15 protein-coding genes are annotated in these 18505 nt (G+C 36.2%); 14 read left to right on the forward strand and 1 reads right to left on the reverse strand.

Annotation, left to right across the window (positions count from 1 at the left end; all coding sequences use genetic code 11):
- Positions 1 to 509 precede the first annotated feature (509 nt).
- Positions 510 to 791 (reverse strand): hypothetical protein, encoded by a 282-nt coding sequence (locus ACTJIW_RS18280; protein WP_440716336.1) that lies wholly within the window; start codon positions 789 to 791, stop codon positions 510 to 512.
- 671 nt (positions 792 to 1462) lie between these two features.
- Here ACTJIW_RS18280 and ACTJIW_RS18285 point away from each other — a divergent pair.
- The 14 genes from ACTJIW_RS18285 (at position 1463) to ACTJIW_RS18350 (ending at position 18155) form a co-directional block, all read left to right on the forward strand.
- On the forward strand, positions 1463 to 3238 hold the full coding sequence (locus tag ACTJIW_RS18285) for a hypothetical protein (RefSeq protein WP_440716337.1): 1776 nt from the start codon (positions 1463 to 1465) through the stop codon (positions 3236 to 3238).
- A 217-nt stretch (positions 3239 to 3455) separates the two neighbouring features.
- Positions 3456 to 4187 carry a hypothetical protein gene (locus ACTJIW_RS18290; RefSeq protein ID WP_440716338.1) on the forward strand — a complete coding sequence of 244 codons (732 nt, stop codon included), beginning with the start codon at positions 3456 to 3458 and terminating at the stop codon, positions 4185 to 4187.
- A 43-nt stretch (positions 4188 to 4230) separates the two neighbouring features.
- Positions 4231 to 5223 (forward strand): hypothetical protein, encoded by a 993-nt coding sequence (locus ACTJIW_RS18295; RefSeq protein ID WP_440716339.1) that lies wholly within the window; start codon positions 4231 to 4233, stop codon positions 5221 to 5223.
- A gap of 48 nt (positions 5224 to 5271) precedes the next feature.
- Complete coding sequence (locus ACTJIW_RS18300) at positions 5272 to 7122, forward strand: hypothetical protein (protein ID WP_440716340.1); 1851 nt, start codon at positions 5272 to 5274, stop codon at positions 7120 to 7122.
- 510 nt (positions 7123 to 7632) lie between these two features.
- Complete coding sequence (locus ACTJIW_RS18305) at positions 7633 to 8472, forward strand: hypothetical protein (protein ID WP_440716341.1); 840 nt, start codon at positions 7633 to 7635, stop codon at positions 8470 to 8472.
- Positions 8473 to 8537: 65 nt separating this feature from the next.
- Positions 8538 to 9764: a gliding motility-associated C-terminal domain-containing protein gene (locus ACTJIW_RS18310; RefSeq protein WP_440716342.1), complete on the forward strand. Its 1227-nt coding sequence runs from the start codon at positions 8538 to 8540 to the stop codon at positions 9762 to 9764.
- Between the two features lie 16 nt (positions 9765 to 9780).
- Complete coding sequence (locus ACTJIW_RS18315) at positions 9781 to 10695, forward strand: PorP/SprF family type IX secretion system membrane protein (protein ID WP_440716343.1); 915 nt, start codon at positions 9781 to 9783, stop codon at positions 10693 to 10695.
- Positions 10696 to 10706: 11 nt separating this feature from the next.
- Positions 10707 to 12680: an OmpA family protein gene (locus ACTJIW_RS18320; RefSeq protein ID WP_440716344.1), complete on the forward strand. Its 1974-nt coding sequence runs from the start codon at positions 10707 to 10709 to the stop codon at positions 12678 to 12680.
- A gap of 19 nt (positions 12681 to 12699) precedes the next feature.
- Positions 12700 to 14682: an alpha/beta hydrolase family protein gene (locus tag ACTJIW_RS18325; RefSeq protein ID WP_440716345.1), complete on the forward strand. Its 1983-nt coding sequence runs from the start codon at positions 12700 to 12702 to the stop codon at positions 14680 to 14682.
- A 160-nt stretch (positions 14683 to 14842) separates the two neighbouring features.
- Positions 14843 to 16357, forward strand: coding sequence for a hypothetical protein (locus ACTJIW_RS18330; RefSeq protein ID WP_440716346.1), 1515 nt, complete (start codon positions 14843 to 14845; stop codon positions 16355 to 16357).
- A 107-nt stretch (positions 16358 to 16464) separates the two neighbouring features.
- A complete protein-coding gene (locus tag ACTJIW_RS18335; protein WP_440716347.1) occupies positions 16465 to 16722 on the forward strand; it encodes a hypothetical protein in 258 nt (85 codons plus the stop codon).
- A 74-nt stretch (positions 16723 to 16796) separates the two neighbouring features.
- Positions 16797 to 17081: a hypothetical protein gene (locus ACTJIW_RS18340; protein ID WP_440716348.1), complete on the forward strand. Its 285-nt coding sequence runs from the start codon at positions 16797 to 16799 to the stop codon at positions 17079 to 17081.
- Between the two features lie 52 nt (positions 17082 to 17133).
- Positions 17134 to 17508, forward strand: a complete 375-nt coding sequence (locus ACTJIW_RS18345; RefSeq protein ID WP_440716349.1) for a hypothetical protein — start codon at positions 17134 to 17136, stop codon at positions 17506 to 17508.
- A gap of 92 nt (positions 17509 to 17600) precedes the next feature.
- Positions 17601 to 18155 (forward strand): CAP domain-containing protein, encoded by a 555-nt coding sequence (locus ACTJIW_RS18350; protein WP_440716350.1) that lies wholly within the window; start codon positions 17601 to 17603, stop codon positions 18153 to 18155.
- Positions 18156 to 18505 lie beyond the last annotated feature (350 nt).

Raw genomic sequence — 18505 nt, forward strand, 5'->3', positions numbered from 1 at the left:
AGTTAGTTAGTTAGTTAGTTAGTTAGTTAGTTAGTTAGTTCTCAGACTTCTTTTTATTTTGATTTTGGCCGGTGAAGGTGACGATAGTTTAAGTAGGGGAGTGTATTTGAACGGTACTAGACTGAAAAATTTTAAAATGCTGAATAGATTTGTCTTTCCAATTACAAATGGGAACTAGTGATATTCCAAACAAAAGCCTGTAAATCCATAAGATTGGCAGTCTTTATGCTATTTTGGATTTACTAATAATAGTACTTTTAATGCTCTAAGCGTTCAATTACTTTTATTCTGATAACGGTAAGATTACCATACCTTTCTGTATCTGCTGAAGTCCATCGAAATTCATTTTCTTTTGTTCTTTTCTCTGGATTCCATTCGCAGTTTTCTTTCACATACACATTAAAGCTTACCTGTTTTCTTCCAGCCGCTTTTTGATTGATTTCTGACGGACTTAAAAATTTGAAAGTAAAAAAAGAGGGACTTCCAGCAGTGCCAAAAGCCTTTTAATTTCAGGTTTTATTTCTTGCAGCAGGTTTTTTTAAAGGTTTAGTAATAAACTGCTGTTCATTTGTTTTTAACTTATTGATATCATCCGGCGTTTGGACAAGCTGCTGTGCTTTAGAGCTGTAATTGGTCAATACGATCAGAAGTAGTAAAATTTTAAATATAGTTTTCATTTTTAGATTTTTAAATGAATTACAAGGTATAGAATTATAGGTTGTAGTTCCATTAGGCGGCACAGCATCTTTAGTATTTATCGGTTTGAAATCACCTGAAGGATCCTGTTTCATTAAAGATATTCCAGCGTTTTATTTATTTAAAATAACAGACATTGCTTCGGTTTTAGCTGAATTTGTCGATCCAAAGGTAGTTACTAAATCCTGCAGCTGGTCAAAAATAATATCCTGAAATTCAGGACTGCAGCCTGTAATTTGATCCGCTGGGCAGGCTGTCGACGCTTTAGCGGCCTGAAGGTCTGTGATTGCTATTGCATATACTTCTCCTGCACTTAAAATGTATGAGGTATTAGAAGGAACGCTGTGAATTTACTTCCGTTCGTCGATTCTGCTGTATACTTCTATGTTGATAAATTATTAAAAATCACCGTCTTTTTTGCTGCTTAAAGGCATCCAATCCATTTTTTTCTAACCCGACTTAACGTTCTAAGGCTAAAGCGAGCCTGTCTCTATAAGCCTTTGCTACTTATTTTTACTCAAATAACCAGATTCAGGGAACAAGTTTTTTTAAAGCTGTTTTTTTTGTGCTGCTTTTTTTTTAGCAACCTGTTGTTTTTAAAGAGTTTTTCTATCACTGCGTATTTCTGCGTAACTATTTATTTGATTCTTACCGGTAACTCATTCTTTCTTTGCGGCAATTAAATATGAATTACAGTCCACAAATTACTTATAGCTGATTTATATGTTAATTATCCTAAATATAGAAGAATTTTAAAAGTAAAATAATGAATAGAAAAGTATTAAGTATTCTGCTTCTCATGGGAGGTGGATATTTTGCAAACGCTCAGGTAGGGATAGGTACTACTTCACCAAATAACTCTGCACAATTGGAAATTGTATCTGCCGATAAAGGAGTTTTAATTCCTCAAGTAACGCTAAATAGTTCCACAGACTCTTCCACAATTACAAATGGAAATGTGAATAGTCTGTTGGTTTTTAACACGGCATCAGTTTCCGATGTATTTCCGGGGTATTACTATTGGCTTACAGATAAATGGATGAGAATTATTTCAAATAAGGATATACCGGCAAATATTTTAACATGGGATCCGGCACAAAATAGATTTGCCTATACAGATCCTGCTGGAAATCTACAGCCTGTTGATTTGGACCGCTTACTAAAAAACCACGAAACACAAACTACTATAATCAATAATGGCGGTGGAAATTATACCTATACAAACGAAGCAGGCACCCATGCGATCATCCATGTAGCAGGTGATGTGAGAGACAATTTTGGTTCAATTGCGGGTGATCCAGCAGTAAGAAATATCCTTTCTGATATAGCTAAAAATACCTCAGGAATTGTGAATTATAATCCGCAAACCAGAGAGTTTTTGTATAAAGATAATTCGGGAGCGGAGCAGCGTGCAGATTTAGACAGCATCGTAAAATCATATGAAACCCAAACCACTATCATTAATAACGGGGGCGGAAATTATACCTATACAAACGAAGCAGGCACCCAGGCGGCCATCCATGTAGCAGGTGATGTGAGAGACAATTTTGGTTCAATTGCGGCTGATCCAGCAGTTAGAGAGCTGCTTTCTGATATAGCCAGAAATACCTCAGGAATTGTGAATTACAATCCGCAAACCAGAGAGTTTTTATATAAAGATAACTTGGGGGCAGATCAGCGTGCTGATTTAGACAGTATCGTAAAATCACATGAAACCCAAACCACCATTCTCAATAACGGGGCAGGACATTATACCTACACAAACGAGGCCGGTACAAATGCGGTTATAAATGTAATAGAAGATGTCAAAGCAAATGCATCTGATATTTTCAGTGACCCAGGTGTTAATGCGGCTGTAAAATCAACAACTACAAATGTACTGCACAGTAATGGAAATATCATTTCTTCTCTAGTCAATGGAGTAAATGCAGATACAGCATTAATCAACACTATTGAAAATAGATTGCAGCAAAATAATTTAAGTACTGCAGTAAATGGTGTAAACTCAAATTTACTAGATCTGAGCAGTTTAAAGGTAGAGCCTTGGAACTTGTTTGGAGGCAGTGAAAAAGCGGTATTAAATACAGATCAAATTTACACAATGGGATCTTGGGTTGGAATTGGAACAAATGAAAAAAGCAGTTTTGCAGATGAAGCATTACGGGTCAATGGAAAGATCAGAACCACTTCTTCGGTATATGCAGATTATGTTTTTCAGGATTACTTTCAGGGGTATTCAGATATAAAATCGGATTATAAATTCAGAACCTTAAAAGAGGTTGAAGAGTTTATTACGACAAACAAACATCTGCCAGGTGTTACGCCTATCACGAAGCTGGAAAAGGTTAAAGGCGGTTATTCAATAGATCCAACAGAATTAAGTGTTCAAAATCTGGAAAAAATAGAAGAACTGTACCTGCATATAATTGAACAGCAGAAACAGCTGGAAAATAAAGAAAATCAGATTAAAGTCCTGCTAAATGACGCTGCAAATTTCAGAGCAAGAATTGAGCTTTTGGAGAAAAAAATCGTGCAAAAGTAATGTATTACTTTGGTTAAGACCTTACGGAAACAAATTAAATGGATTCCACTTTGTCTTCTTTGGTTTGTTTTCACAACTAGTAATACATAGGGAGAGTAAGAAAGTTACTCTAAAAGATAATATGTTTTTGGAAGATTGAAATAGATCATTTTGAGCTTACTCTCCTTTCATTAGTCTTAACCACAGTTTGTAATGTTTTAAAATTTGATGTAGTATAATGAAAAAATATTTTGTTTTAACTAGTTTTTTGATTTTCCAGTTAGTCATCTCCCAGACAGGTATTGGTACAGAGAGCCCTAAAGCCGTTTTAGATATAAATGGAGATCTTATTATTAGAAAAACACCTGTTGTAAAAGACAGTAATTTAAAGCCGGTTTTTATAAATGCAGAAGGTTTGGTAGTTACTAAAGACCAAGTACAGGTCAGCAGTTCTATTTTTTTTGCAGAGACCACTAGAGAGGTATACCCATTATCAGCCGATAATGCCAAACAATTTAATGAAGGCAGAGAATTCGAAATTCCTTTTCTGGAAAGTGATATCATTATAAATAATCTCAATATTGCAACAAATAATACTAGTTTAAAGATTGGAAATGACGGTACCTATCAGATCAGCGCCAGTATAGGTTTTCAAATTGGAGTCAGCAAAGCTGCAAATGAAGTGTATTTGAATGTGCGGCTCGAAAAAAGTACTAATAATGGCAGTACATGGCAGACACTTATTGGGATACGCCCCGTTTTTCCTATTTACTGGATTGTGGGGGGGGGACAAGGAATTACTTTTTCAATCCCCCCTACAGTTTCACTGTTAAAAAAAAATGATCTGATCCGGATTGTCTTTAACAGGACAAAAGCTGGTGCTTCATTTCAGGGCCCTGATATAACCAATTTAGGAGTTAAAGATGTCTATTCCAGTAAGGCATATACTATCAGTGTCGTTAAACTTTAAATTTCTGAGGAATCAGATCGGGATTTTTTTTAAAATAATACGAATGGAAAGAATAAAATTATACACTTTTTCTGCTATTGTTTTCTTTACGGGCTTAAAACCAGTTTACAGCCAGCAGAGAATTTCGGACAAAGCTCTAAATGAAAATGAGCGGCTCAATAAAGAGGCTGTATTAGAATTATCCAGTGAAAATAAAGGGCTGCTTCATGTAAGGGTTGCTTTAGTGAATACCAACAGCACTTTGCCTTTTGAAAAACATACCGCTGGTATGATGGTGTACAATACCTCAAAGACCAATGATGTTCTGCCGGGTATTTATTATAACGATGGAGCTAAATGGGTCTTAACCGGTTCAGCTATTTTGTATGATCCCAATACCTTTGATCTATCATTTACAGATGCGGAAAATAGGTCTCAAAGAATAAATTTGAAAGCTAATGAAACGATAACCACTTTGATTAATAACCATGACGGCAGTCTGACTTATACCGCCGAAGATGGCGTGAAAACAACTTTTAAAGAGATGCCGAAAACGGGTAAAATTGTTTCTGCTGATTTAGAAGTAAGTACTGGAGATGGTGCAGTTTTAAGAGATGTCGAGCTGAATTTAAAAGATAATGCGGTGAGTATCCAGAAACTGGCAAAAGCTTCGGCCGACAAAGTACTGGTAACAGACTCCGAGGGTTTTCCGAAATGGGATTCCGGAGCAATGCCAAAATTCTTCTATATGCCTTCCATTATGATTGCGCTCTCTGAAGATCAGTTTGTAAAAGAAGTTGAAGGAGAAAGTTTTGGTACTTTAAATCTGCATAAACGATATGTGAAGCAATTCAATACGCCGCTTGCAAGCAGTAATAATGCGCCTCCGCTTCCAATAGCTGCAGAAACGGATTTATATTACTATATAACCTGGTATGATACTGCTGTTTTTGATTCAGTAACACTAAGTGAAACCGGAATACTAAAATATTCAGTTAAACCTAATGCAGAAGTAACGGCAGGATCTTTTATGAATATTGTTTTTGCTTTGAAATAAGCACCAGCAAATTAATGCCTTTTGACAAATTTTAAATTACATTCCAGTATGCATTTTTCATATTACGCTGTTCAGCCAATACAATTTTTGAAACTGATTTTTCGGTTTCTCTTTATTTATATTCTCTTTTGCAATGGCAGTTTTGTACAAGCTCAGGTGATTAAAAAAGCTTTTCAGCCTCGTACTTCAAATCTGACTGGGGATCCATACAAAGCAAAGAAAAACTTTCGCCTTCAGGGAGATTTTATAATGATCGGCAATACCAATTTAGTACCGCAGAATAATTCACAAAATAATAAACAAGTGGAATTGTTTAAGGCTTCAGGTACCGCCTATAATGATTCTTATGCAGAATTTAAACTGCCCGATGGCTTGGATATAGCATGTACAGAAATTATATATGCCGGTTTGTACTGGAGTGGAAGGGCCGCCAACACAAGATTAGACCCGCAAACCAATGAACCTGTTATTGAGTGGTTTAGGCGTTTGTCCAGGGCATCTTTTCCCAGATTGGTGCAGACTGACAATAGTGCACGCTCCGGGGGAGACGGCTTAAAACCTAAAGAAGTCAGTTTTTATACCCCAAAGTCTTCTGTACGTCTTACGGCTTCTGATATCTATTTTGATTATCAAAGTTCAGATGGATTATATACGGCGTATTATGATGTTACTAATTTTGTTAGAGAATCAAAAACAGGATTATATACCGTAGGGGATATAGCAACAAATGGAGGCACTGATTTAACCGCTTTAAAACACGGCTTGTCTGCCGGATGGGGAATGATTATAATATATAAAAATCCCAGACTTCCAATGAAAGATATCACTGTGTATGATGGCTTTGGTTTTGTTAAACCTGCTTCGGGAGCAAACGTATATACAGATGTTTCTGTCTCCGGATTTACAGCTGCTAAAAACGGCGAGGTTAAGGTTAAATTAGGTGTGATGGCTGTAGAAGGTGACAGAGACGAGAAAGGGGACTATTTTCAAATTAAAAACCAGCAGACTGGGGATTTTGAAAATTTAAAACATGATAAGAATTCGTTTGATAACTTTTTTAATTCATCTGTAGTTACTGGGAATACTGTACGAAATCCAAATCGGGAAGATAATTTTGGGACCGATATTGCAGTATTTGATCTTAATAATCAAAATAATAAATACATTAATAATCTGCAGCAAAACACTATTTTTCGTTTTGGCAGCACAGCAGATATTTTTGCATTGTATAATATTACTCTAGCCGTAGATGCCGATCTTCCAGAGGATTATATAAAACCAGAATTCAAATCAGTTTTAAACCCTGTGACGGTACTGTGCGATAATGGAAATGCGTTTTTAAAAGCTGATGCCAGTGTTAATTCTGTAAAATGGGAATATCTTGAATCGGGAAGATGGAAAGAACTGCCTGATCCGGCATTTAAGAACCTGCAGGCATCAGGTTCAAATCTTCATATAACGCATTCTTCAGAAAATATTGACGGTTTAAAAGTGAGAGCAAAAATTCCCTATGGAATCTGCCAGCTTTACAATGAAACCGAAATCAGAATTGAAAAAGGTTTTATAAAACAACCCGAAAATGCAGCTGTTTTAGCAGGCAAAAACGACATTGTAAGTGTCCAAACAGCCGGAAGACCTGTTGTCTGGGAATATTTAGAAAAGCAGACTGGATTATGGAAAATCATAAATGCGATGGATTTTGAAAACCATCTTATTGCTTCAGATTTTGAATTAAAAATACAAAAAGCAGACAAAAGACTTAAAGATTTAAGAGTCCGTGCTGTAATTAAAAATAAAGACTGTGAGATTGAAAGCCGTGAAGCCATTATAAAAATAAATACGCCACTGATGGTAATCAGCAATTCGATGATTTCTTCAAAAATAACTAAAAACAACTAAAGTGCTTTATTATTGATTCGTTTTGATTGATGTTTTTTGTGATCCCGCTGTTTATTAACCGCGGGATTTTTTATGGCCTGGGAGCTCCTTTTACAGCTTAGAGATACAGGTTAAGATGTCGAAGCTGCATTCGCTTTTTAGACTAGTATTAAGTTGTAAAATACAAAGAAACAACTTGAAAATCACTAGATGCGCAAAGACTGCCGGGTGCCGGTAAATTGGGATCTTACTATTACAATCAAATTTAAAATTGGTTTCTGTATTTTTTTCAGCAAAGTATTTTAATTGCAAATTTTGGAGGCAGAGAGCTGCTCATTTCTACTCATTTTTTTTCTTTTTTATACTTATTTTATCCGGGATACGGCTTTTTTGGATGTGCGTAGAAGTGCGTAGTGTTTTGTTTCTCAGAGGTTTTTATTTGACTTTATTTTGCGTTCCAAAATATTTAATAAGTGACTCATAGTTTGTAAAGGCTGTTTGTTGCTGTAAGGATTCTAAATATAAAATATAATGATGAAGTTAAAAATCAAACGCACGGATGGTATTAATAACGTGCTGTATTTCTTTCTTTTTGCAATTGGAAATTTCAGTGTTACCGCTCAGGTAGGAATTGGTACATCCGCTCCAAATCCATCTGCTAAACTGGAAATAACTACCACGGCAGGAGAATATAAAGGAATTTTAATCCCCAGAATACCTCTTTTGGGTCTAACGGACACACAAACTATTGATCATGGTAATATAGAAAGTCTGCTGGTTTACAATACCGCCGTTACCTCATCTTTAAGCCCGGGATATTATTATTGGAACAGCCACAAATGGAACAGATTATTAATTAAAGATGATATTCCGCAAATCGTTCAGTCACAACCCGGAAAAAAAGGGGTTCCACAAATACCCGGATCAAATCAATCAGGGGGCCCTGCAGCTGGAACTGTTATTTTAAATAACGATGACGGCTTCTGGGTGTATGAGCCAGAAAAAGAAAACTGGATGCCATTACGCCCCAATTTAGACAATTACAGCTTCACGGAACAGCCGACAGGCCGAAGCTGGGTCGATGGAACAAAGGTTTTGTGGAAAACAATAGAAGTTCAAAATCTGACACAAGGCAATGAAGTGTTTGATTTGAGTAATGCATTTGGTCCGGATGAAATAAATAGTGTTTTGAGTGCCAGGGTAATCAATAAAAATTCTAATGGAATTTCAACAGCCGTATTCAAATACGATGTGCATACCAATAAACTCTTAATGGGAAATGGGATGGTCATGCCTACTCCGCACGATATAGGGACCTATTATATTGTTCTTGAATATATAAAGGAAGGACAAAGACCTGCAGCGCCCTAGTTCAAAGGGAACCGGCATAGTGTAATGAAAGAATTTTAAATTCTAAGGAGTTGATTATTATAAAAATGGATAAAACTAAAAAAACTAAAATTTTTCTTTTTCTCTCGATTGTAAATACAATTATGGTAAATGCTCAGACCATAAACAGTGGTGAGCTTTCAGTTAAGCAGGGAACAATATTTTCCAGCAGCGCGAGCTTTGATAATGCAGCGGGAGGTGATGTTTTAAACGACGGCACTCTTATTTTGTACAGCGATTACCGCAATGACGGCTTGATGGGTTTTAGCGCAGGATCAGGTACTGGAATGGTGCATTTTAAAGGATCAACCGGTGTTCAGACCATTTCCGGATCAATAATAAGCCGGTTTAATAATGTTCGCTTTGACAATAGTAAAGCAAGGCCTGCATTTTTATTGAATGCGGATATTAGTATTATGGGATATGCTGATTTCAGCAATGGTATTGTAGAGAACAGCAGCTATCCGGGAGCCGTGATTTTTGAAAAAGATGCAACGCATGACCATGCTGGTAATGATAGTTACGTTTCTGGTTTTGCAGAACGAAATCAGAACGGTTTATTTGAATTTCCTATTGGTGACGGAGGTTATTTCAGGCCGTGTTCCATTGGGGAAGCGGCTTCTCAAAACGGTATTTTTAGATGCAGGTATCTATTGAAAAATTCCAATCTGCTTTTTCCCCACAGCCAAAAAGAAGCTAAAATCCACATTATAGGCAGCACCGAATACTGGGAGTTTGAAAGCAGTCAAAAAAACATTGAAACGGCCTTAACTCTTACCTGGAATGAAGGTACAACTCCTGCCGACATAATTGAAAACAAACAGGGAACCACATTGGCAGTTGTAAGATGGGATGAAAAAGAGAAAAATTGGTATGCCCTGCCGACAGCTCTCGATTCTGATAGTAAAAAAGCCGTCGCAGCTGTAAAAGAAGATGGTGTCTATACTTTAGGCAGGGTTTTCTCTGAAACAGCAGATGATCTTATAATATACAATGCACTTTCTCCGAATGAGGACGGCTTTAATGATTATCTGCGGATCGACGGACTCGAAGTTTTTCCCGATAATATGCTTGAGATTTATAACCGCTGGGGAGTGAAAGTATATGAAACCTCAGGTTATGGATTAAATAATAATTTTTTTAGAGGCTTTTCCGAAGGCAGGGCAACTTTTAATAAGGGAGAAAGACTCCCTTCAGGAACTTATTTCTATGTTCTTGTCTATAAGAATACAGGCAGAACAAAAGAAAAGGCTGGTTACCTGTATATTAATTAAAGCAGAAACAATAAAGATGAATTCTTTTACAACAATATTTCTGATGTTTTTCATCACATTTACGGCTTCGGCCCAGCAGCAGTCGCAGTATACTCAGTATATGTATAATACAATGACAATCAATCCTGCTTATACAGGAACCAGATCAGTATTAAGTGTTCTTAGTTTATACAGGACACAATGGATAGGAATGCAGGGAGCTCCTCAAACTGTAAATTTTTCTATTGATTCTCCCATGGGAACTATGGGGCAGGGATTGGGTTTTACCCTTACAAATGATCGTATTGGGCCGTCAGTTTCTACAGCTCTGACCCTGAATTATTCGTATCCAATTCAGCTTACTGAAGATTTAAAAATGGCATTGGGTGCAGCAGCGGCACTTAATTTTATAGAAGTCAATTATAATAAACTGCAAGTTTTTGAGACCAGTGATCCTTACCTGAATGGTGTTTTGTCAAATGTTTCACCAAATATAGGAGCAGGCATATATTTTCATTCTCCAAAATGGTATGCAGGATTGTCTGTTCCTCAAATTTTAGAAACAAAATTTTATGATGATGTAAAAGTTTCAATGGTTTCACAGAAAATGCATTTTTATTTAATGGGAGGGTATGTATTTGATATACATAAAAACTTAAAATTTAAACCTGCAGCGATGATTAAAGCTGTCTCGGGCACTCCCTTGGCAATAGATCTTTCTGCAAATTTCCTCTTTAGTGAAAAACTAACTCTTGGGGCTTCTTACAGATGGGATGCCGCCATAAGCGCTGCAGCAGGTTTTCAAATTACTCAAGGATTAAATGTGGGATATGCTTATGATTTTGATACAACAAAAATAGGCAGTTACAATTCGGGATCACATGAAGTTTTTATGCGGTTTGATTTGCTTTCCAAATCTAAATTCAGACAGATTAATCCTCGTTTCTTTTAACACTTATAAATATGTTCTACAAAATTTTAATTTATATTCTCTGCTTGCTTTTTTCTTTAATCAGCACCTATGCACAAGATAGAAAAAAGGAAATTGCAGAAAGGGCTTTTAAAAATTTTTCATTTTTAAAAGCTGCCAGGCATTATCAGGACCTTGTGGACCGGGGATACAGTTCTAAAGAAATTTATAAAAACTTAGGTGACTCCTACTATTATATTGCCCGGTATAAGGAGGCAGCAGACTGTTATGGGCATCTATTTAATGATTCTCTACCCAAAATGCCGGCAGAATATTACTTGAGATATACACAGTCTTTAAACCATTTAGGAGAATACCAGCGAGCGGAGAAAATAATAAAAATGTACTACGGCGCCGAATGGAGGCCTGATAACAACGAAGACTGGAATGCAGAAAAAATCAAACAAAGAAAGAGCCGCTATTCCATAAAACCTCTTGAATTAAATACGATATCATCGGAGTACGGGACTGCTTTTTATGGTAAAGAAAAGATTCTTTACACATCATCAAAAGATAGCGGCTGTATTATGAAACGCAAAGACAGCTGGAATGAGAAACCTTTTTTTAAACTCTATCAGGCTGATATATCTTCCACTGGCGAACTTCGGAACTCCAGAGCGTTAAAAGGGGATGTAAATACAAGAATGCATCAGAGCAGTGCCGCTATTACAAAGGATGGGAAAACGATGTATTTCACGAGAAGCAATTTTTTAAATGGAAAACAAAAAGCAGGAAAAAAAGGAACAACGCATTTGAAAATATATGCCGCACAAAATGTTAATGGAAACTGGACCAATATAAAAGAATTAGATTTTCCGATCAATAGTGATGGTTTTTCATCAGCACACCCGGCATTAAGTCCTGATGAAACAGAGCTCTACTTTGTATCGGACCGTTCCAATTCTTTTGGCAATTCCGATCTGTACATGGTAAGTCGTAAACCTGAAGGCTTTATCGGCAATGATGTTACCAGATTAAGTGATGAGATTAATACTCCCGGCAGAGAAACGTATCCTTTTGTGTCAGAGCAGGGCGTATTGTTTTTTAGTTCTGACGGACACCCTGGACTAGGCGGACTTGATATCCATGCGGCAGTTAAGGATCAATACGGCAGGTACCATGTGGTAAATGCAGGTACGCAAATCAATAGCGCAGACGATGATTTTGCGTATATAATCAATGCAGATAAAAAGGGATATTTCTCCTCAAACAGAAGCGGAAGTGATGATATTTATGCCTTTATAGAAAATGAGCCTGTAGATTTTGGGTTCACTATTCATCCGGTGATATTTGGTACGTTGAAAAATGAAAAAAACGGAAAACCGATAGCAGACTGTACAATAGAAGTCTACGATGATACTAATAAAAAATACGCTGTTTTTCATAGCGATAACCAAGGAAGATATACAGTACTACTTGAACCTTTCAAGCACTTCACATTAAAATATTCAAAGGAAGGAATGGCAGGACAAACCCACCGGACAGCACCATTAAAACCAGTAGAGAAAAAAGAACTGTCATTTGATTTTTTACTAGAAATGGAAGTCGAAACCCAAAACAGTAAACAGACGGTGAAACTGGGTGATGATCTGGGCCAAAAACTAAATCTGGGGAAGGTTTATTTTGATTACAACGGACAGAAGATCAGGAAATCATCTAAAGCTGTTCTGGATAAAATAATCGAATTTTTAAAAGAGAGACCCAATATTTCAATTAAAATTAATTCCTATACTGACAGCAGGGGCAATGATGATTTCAATTTAAAACTATCCGGCAGCAGGGCAAAAGCAACAGTGGAATATTTGGTGCAGAACGGTATCAGTCCCGATAGATTAAGCAGTGAAGGTTTTGGCGAAACACAACTTCTTAACCATTGCGATAATGGCGAGAACTGCACAGAGCAGGAGCATAAAATTAACAGACGAAGCGAGTTTATTATTGTAGGAATAAAAAGAGAGAGTAAGTAAATAACGTAAAACAATTTAAATGAAAAATACTACTTTACAATGGGTATGGAGCATGGTACTGCTGCTGCCATTAACACTGCTGGCTCAGTCAGCCGATCTGCCGGGAAATACCCAGCTGCCATCCAGCAGGGAAGAATTGGAAAAACTGGCTCAATTTGACAATGGAAATTACCTTTATTCAGTGGAAGATTATTTCATGAAACCCGATAAAGGCAGTGCACAAATTTCTCCCGATGGCCGGTATCTCTCTTATAAACTGCGTCAGGATAATGGAATATCCAGTATCGTTCTTCAGGACAATAAGACAGGTAAAGTGACGCCGGCCATTGAAGAGAAAGAAAATTTAATCGCAAAATATCTTTGGGTTTCCAGTACAGTTATACTCTATGTACAGGATTATAAAGGAGATGAAAATTATCATCTGTATGCTTACGATATTGAAAACGGCAGACATGCTGACCTAACACCATTTGAAAACATCAAAGTTCGAAATCTTTATTATTTTAAAGAACTAAAAGATACGGTAATCATCACGATGAATTACAGAAATAAAGAAGTCTTTGAACCCTATAAAGTAAACTTTAAAACGGGAAAACTGGATTTAATTTTTGAAAATACAGATCTTGAACATTCAATATCAGATTTTTATTTTACAAAAAAAGGCACATTAAAAGCGTATGCTAAACAAAAAAACGGAATTGAAAATGTGCTGTATTATAAAAGCAATACAGCGGCAGCTTTTCAAGAGGTACTAACAATTTCATGGAAAGATACATTTGAGATAATTGATTTTGTAAAGGAAGATAGTGACCTGGCGTATGTACTTTCTAATTTAGAAAATGATAAAGATGAAATACTTATTTACGACTTAAAAGCAGGGAAAACAATTAAAAAACTATTCCGTAATGAGATTTATGATCTGGGCTCTATTTCATTATCTTCCAAAAGAAAAGGACAGCTCGATTACTATTACTTTGAAGCAAGTAAGAGAACAATAGTGCCCATAAGCGGTACATATAAAAAACTGCACAGTAAGGTGAAGAAAAAAATTGGAAATGATTTTTTTGAAATTATTAGTCAGACCGATAAGGAAGACCAATTGGTAATCAATGTTTACAGTGATGTGAATCCGGGCAGGGAATATGTATACGATGTGAAAAAGGATCAATTAACATTGATTAGTGACCTGAAACCAAAACTTAATCCCGATACGATGTCAAAAATGATTCCGATACAATTCACCGCACGAGATGGATTGCCGCTGCACGGTTATTTGACTATCCCTCATAATAGTACAGGAAAAGTACCTTTAATTGTGAATCCGCATGGCGGACCCTATGGAGTGCGAGATGTGTGGGGCTTTAATCCCGAAGTACAGTTATTTGCAAGCAGGGGAATAGCAACACTGCAGATTAATTACAGAGGTTCGGGAGGATATGGAAAAACACATTACCTTGCGGGAAGCAAGCAGATTGGACGAAAGATGCTTGAAGATTTGGAAGACGGGGTGTACTATGTAGTAGAATCCGGACAAATAGATGAAACGAAAATTGCTGTATATGGTGCGAGTTACGGCGGGCTTGCCGCTTTAGGGAGTTTGATCAAATCCCCTGAAATGTACAAATGCGGTATTTCATACTGCGGAGTAAGTAATTTTTTCACGTTTGTGGATTCTTTTCCAAAATACTGGAAACCTTTAATGAAACAGTTTTATGACCAATGGTATGATCCGGAAGTGCCTGAAGAAAAAGAGATTATGAAAAAGAGTTCTCCCGCATTAAATATTGAAAAATTAAACAAGCCTTTATTCATTATTCAGGGGGCAAATGACCCAAGAGTCCATATAAATGAAAGTGATCAAATTGTGAAGGCAGTGCGGGAGAAAGGTTTTGATGTGCCTTATATGGTAAAGTACGATGAAGGCCATGGATTTGATCGGGAAGATAACCGAATAGAACTCTATAAAGCAATAGTAGGTTTTTTTGCTAAAAATTTAAACTAATATCAAAACTGCTTTATATACCAAAAGGTCATCTAGTATTTGGATGGCCTTTCTTTATCTGAGCCGTATCAAAATAGTGAATGTGAAAATTACTATATTTATAGTATAGTATTTTATCAGTGAATTGATTTACAGATTTTTATAGTTAATCTAAATGTTTATGTTAATCCAAAATAAAATAAAACTGCTTTTAAATGTATTGTTTGTGGTTGTTTTTCCTTTTACAGTTGTTTCACAGATGACTAAAGAAAAGACAGACCGTTTATGCGAAGAATCAAAAAAAACGACAGATTTTAAAGCAGAAGTACAGAAAATAGACAGTGCGTATGCCATAGCCAAAACAATACACTATAGAGAGGGTATACTAAAAAGCAGACTGCTGAAAGCAGCATGGCATCTCAACAGTAACAGTGATGTGAAGTCGTCTTTAAGAATAATCAAAGAAATTGAACCGGATGTGATGGGATCCGACAATTTTGAGCAGATATCTCATTTAAAATTAATCAAAGCAATGAGCTATGTTAAATTGTCTTTTAATGAGCAGGCTGAAAAAGAACTCACAACAGCCTTGTCTTTTGCTGAAAAAATAAAAAATGATGATCTTAGACATGGTCGCAAAGCAATTGTATTTATGTCTTGGGGAGCCGTCTACAATGAAATTCACCCTGATCAAAAAAGTAAAGAGACCAATCAAAAAGCATTTAAGAATTTTAAAAGAGCGTATGAGGAATTATTACTAATTCAAAAACCAGGTACAGCGGACAAACTCAGTCTGGTTAACAGCAGTAATGTATTAGGCCATTATTATGTGAACATAAAAAAGGCAGATTCTGCACAGTTTTATCTGCATAAATCTTTAAGTACCGCTGAGCAATTGAATGATTATGAAGGTGTCTCTTACGCTTCTGCACAATTGGGAGCTTTACATCTGATGAAAGAAGAGTATATGCCGGCCGTAAAATATTATGAACAATCAATTAAAACTGCGATGCTTTCCAACGCAGCCAAACCATTACTGGTAGAAAATTACTTAGCGCTGTCTTCAGCCTATGAGAAATTAGGGGACAAAGAAAAGCATCAAAAATATTTAAAAGCCTATCAGGTGCTTTCGGATAGTTTAAATATTAACTACAAAAACGGTGTCCAGCAGGCCGTTGAAACAATAGGGCACGATATCCATGCTTTTCATGAACAAGACAAGCAAGGATATAAAATGTGGATACTTTTGATAAGCGTCATAACCATAGTATTGACAGCTGCTTCTTTTCTCATCTACAGACGTTATAAGTCGGAAAAACTTAGTAAAGAAGAACTAAAACGACAGCTTGACCAAAAAATGGATGAACTCAACAAATTCTCAGATCGACTTGATCCTGAAGATGAAGAAAAATTAAAAGAGGTAGTGAGACTCGCCATCACAAATGACACTTCATTTCTTATACGATTCAATGAGCTTTTCCCTAAATTTTCTGAAAAACTTTTAAAAATTTCTCCCAGCTTAAAAAGTAATGATCTGCGCATATGCAGTTATATGAGGCTTAATTTTGATACTAAGGAAATTGCCAGATATGGAGGAGACACCGTTCGATCTGTAGAATCAAAAAAATACCGTTTAAGGAAAAAATTTAATATTTCCTCTTCAGAAGATATCAATGTATGGATATCTAAATTATAATTTTTACCTCCGATAATTTCAATACTCACAAATACGCACACAGGTTTGTGAGTATTTTTTTGTAGTACACTTTTGTTTTTCTTGTAATACGTTTGCCAGAAAAAAACATGAGTAAAACTTACTGTCTGATCTTTTTCAATCTATTTCTGTTCTCCTGTTCAAATGAACCGGTCGACTGCGGCAATCTGATTAATAAAATAAATTCTCAGTATGACGGCCTGATTGAAGAAGCAAAAAAGAATCCTGATGCTTCGAAAGAAGTGTTGCGATTAAATAAGGAAAGAGCGCGTAAAATAAACCAAGCGTATTCAGAATGTTATGACATTCATTCAGAAGAGTTCTATCATGAGAAAAACAAAAGGTAATATTGAAACGGTATGCTTAGCTCTGCCCGTTAAACCCGCCTGAAATAATGAACTAATTTTAATAATGCAACGATATGAATGCAAGTGAATCACTTGAGTATAGAAAAGAAGTGTCAGAATTCAACCCTGCCTGCTGCCAGTATCAGATCCAGCTTAGAGACTACTTTGCCAGATCCATAGAGGTTGATAAGATATTGGATACCCTTACAAAGGAGCAGATTGAAATTCTTATGAACAAAGTCCAGCCCCACAGTATAAGATCGAAAATTATTTATCAGGCTGAAGTCCGTGCAAGACTCCAGTATTTGTTTGCTGATGCCATGATGGCGGCCAGAGAATCAAATAATATGCAGGTGTAATAGTTTTGAATGGTGCAATCCTTTATAAACAAGTAATGATTAAAAAAAGAATATGGATGTCGCAAAAAAAATATTAGTATATGACAGTCAGCATGGGTTTTCAAGATTTTTAACCAAACAGTTTGGAAACGACCATGAACTGAAAATTTTCAAAAAATTTACACAAGAAGATGATTTTAGTGAGCTTACGCATGATTTTGCAATGATCTTTTTTATGCTCTATTCAACTGAAGACCTGTTTGATTTTCTTCGAATTTACAGAAAAAAAGTACCAGTTACAGTCTGCAGTTATAATCCTGAAATTCTTAAAAGAATTTCAAAGATCTCCGATATTATGGTTATGGATGTTTCAAAAGCAAAAACGGAATTAGTTCATGGTTTTAATTTGATACTTTACCCTTCTGCTGATAAGACAATCCGGTTATGAGACGCTTTAATCATATCTCCATAAAGCTGTTTTTTGACGGCGGTCTGCTTCTGCAAATACAAAAATGAAAATTTAATTTAATACATATAATTATGAAAATCAAACACAATTATCTCATTTCAGTAGTTCTGGCATTTACAGTTTTCTCGTGCGAGAATTCAGATGATGTTACAAATGAAGAAAAAACGAGCCGTACCGGTACAGTAAACGCAATAGGCGAAATTTCTAATCTTAATAATGAATTGATGCTTAAACTGGTAAATGGAGTGAGGGCATCAGGATGTGAATGCCGTGACAAAGAAGGGAACATTACAAAAATGCCGCCGGCATCACCATTGGAGTGGAATGACAAGCTAACATTAGCCGCAAAAAAGCATTCCGAAGATATGGCTTTGAATAATTATTTCAGCCATGATAATCTTAAGAATGAAACTGTAGGGGACCGCGTTACATTAGTTGGTTACAAATGGTCGGCAGCAGCTGAAAATATAGCGAGAGGACAGAAAACTGAAAAAGAAGTTTTTGATGGATGGCTCAACAGTTATGGCCACTGCAAAAATATCATGAATAGTACCGTAAAAGAGATGGGTGTGGCACGCAGTGCCGGTGATACACCTTATTGGACACAGGTATTTGCTTCTAAATAAAAGGATTTTAGGGTTAAGACAGTTAAAAGCGGTTTTTTCTTTTGAAGCGGCAGAGCAGGATTGATAAGCGCAAAAATACTCTTTTGCGGCAGGCAGGATAGGGGATTTACTTTATAAATACTTCCCAAAGACGGGTAAGGCAATTTAATACTAGAGAATTTCAGATTGCAAATGGGGATGCAGTTTCGAGATATTAAATCTTACTCGTCTTTACTGCCAGCTCAAAAGCAGGAATCCTTTTTATTTTGTAAATCTATTAATATGGTACTGGGAATGCTTACTGTTGTTAAGTTTCGTATTTATTATATGTTTTAGTTAGTTAGTTAGTTAGTTAGTTAGTTAGTTAGTTA

It is taken from the genome of Flavobacterium sp. 22659, assembly GCF_052044235.1.
GTDB classification, from domain to species: Bacteria; Bacteroidota; Bacteroidia; order Flavobacteriales; family Flavobacteriaceae; genus Flavobacterium; species Flavobacterium johnsoniae.

Excerpts from the sequence above, each read along its gene's own strand:
- ACTJIW_RS18280 (WP_440716336.1), bottom strand. The coding sequence starts at position 791 with ATGAAACAGGATCCTTCAGGTGATTTCAAACCGATAAATACTAAAGAT.
- ACTJIW_RS18285 (WP_440716337.1), top strand. The coding sequence starts at position 1,463 with ATGAATAGAAAAGTATTAAGTATTCTGCTTCTCATGGGAGGTGGATAT.
- ACTJIW_RS18290 (WP_440716338.1), top strand. The coding sequence starts at position 3,456 with ATGAAAAAATATTTTGTTTTAACTAGTTTTTTGATTTTCCAGTTAGTC.
- ACTJIW_RS18295 (WP_440716339.1), top strand. The coding sequence starts at position 4,231 with ATGGAAAGAATAAAATTATACACTTTTTCTGCTATTGTTTTCTTTACG.
- ACTJIW_RS18300 (WP_440716340.1), top strand. The coding sequence starts at position 5,272 with ATGCATTTTTCATATTACGCTGTTCAGCCAATACAATTTTTGAAACTG.
- ACTJIW_RS18305 (WP_440716341.1), top strand. The coding sequence starts at position 7,633 with ATGATGAAGTTAAAAATCAAACGCACGGATGGTATTAATAACGTGCTG.
- ACTJIW_RS18310 (WP_440716342.1), top strand. The coding sequence starts at position 8,538 with ATGGATAAAACTAAAAAAACTAAAATTTTTCTTTTTCTCTCGATTGTA.
- ACTJIW_RS18315 (WP_440716343.1), top strand. The coding sequence starts at position 9,781 with ATGAATTCTTTTACAACAATATTTCTGATGTTTTTCATCACATTTACG.
- ACTJIW_RS18320 (WP_440716344.1), top strand. The coding sequence starts at position 10,707 with ATGTTCTACAAAATTTTAATTTATATTCTCTGCTTGCTTTTTTCTTTA.
- ACTJIW_RS18325 (WP_440716345.1), top strand. The coding sequence starts at position 12,700 with ATGAAAAATACTACTTTACAATGGGTATGGAGCATGGTACTGCTGCTG.
- ACTJIW_RS18330 (WP_440716346.1), top strand. The coding sequence starts at position 14,843 with ATGTTAATCCAAAATAAAATAAAACTGCTTTTAAATGTATTGTTTGTG.
- ACTJIW_RS18335 (WP_440716347.1), top strand. The coding sequence starts at position 16,465 with ATGAGTAAAACTTACTGTCTGATCTTTTTCAATCTATTTCTGTTCTCC.
- ACTJIW_RS18340 (WP_440716348.1), top strand. The coding sequence starts at position 16,797 with ATGAATGCAAGTGAATCACTTGAGTATAGAAAAGAAGTGTCAGAATTC.
- ACTJIW_RS18345 (WP_440716349.1), top strand. The coding sequence starts at position 17,134 with ATGGATGTCGCAAAAAAAATATTAGTATATGACAGTCAGCATGGGTTT.
- ACTJIW_RS18350 (WP_440716350.1), top strand. The coding sequence starts at position 17,601 with ATGAAAATCAAACACAATTATCTCATTTCAGTAGTTCTGGCATTTACA.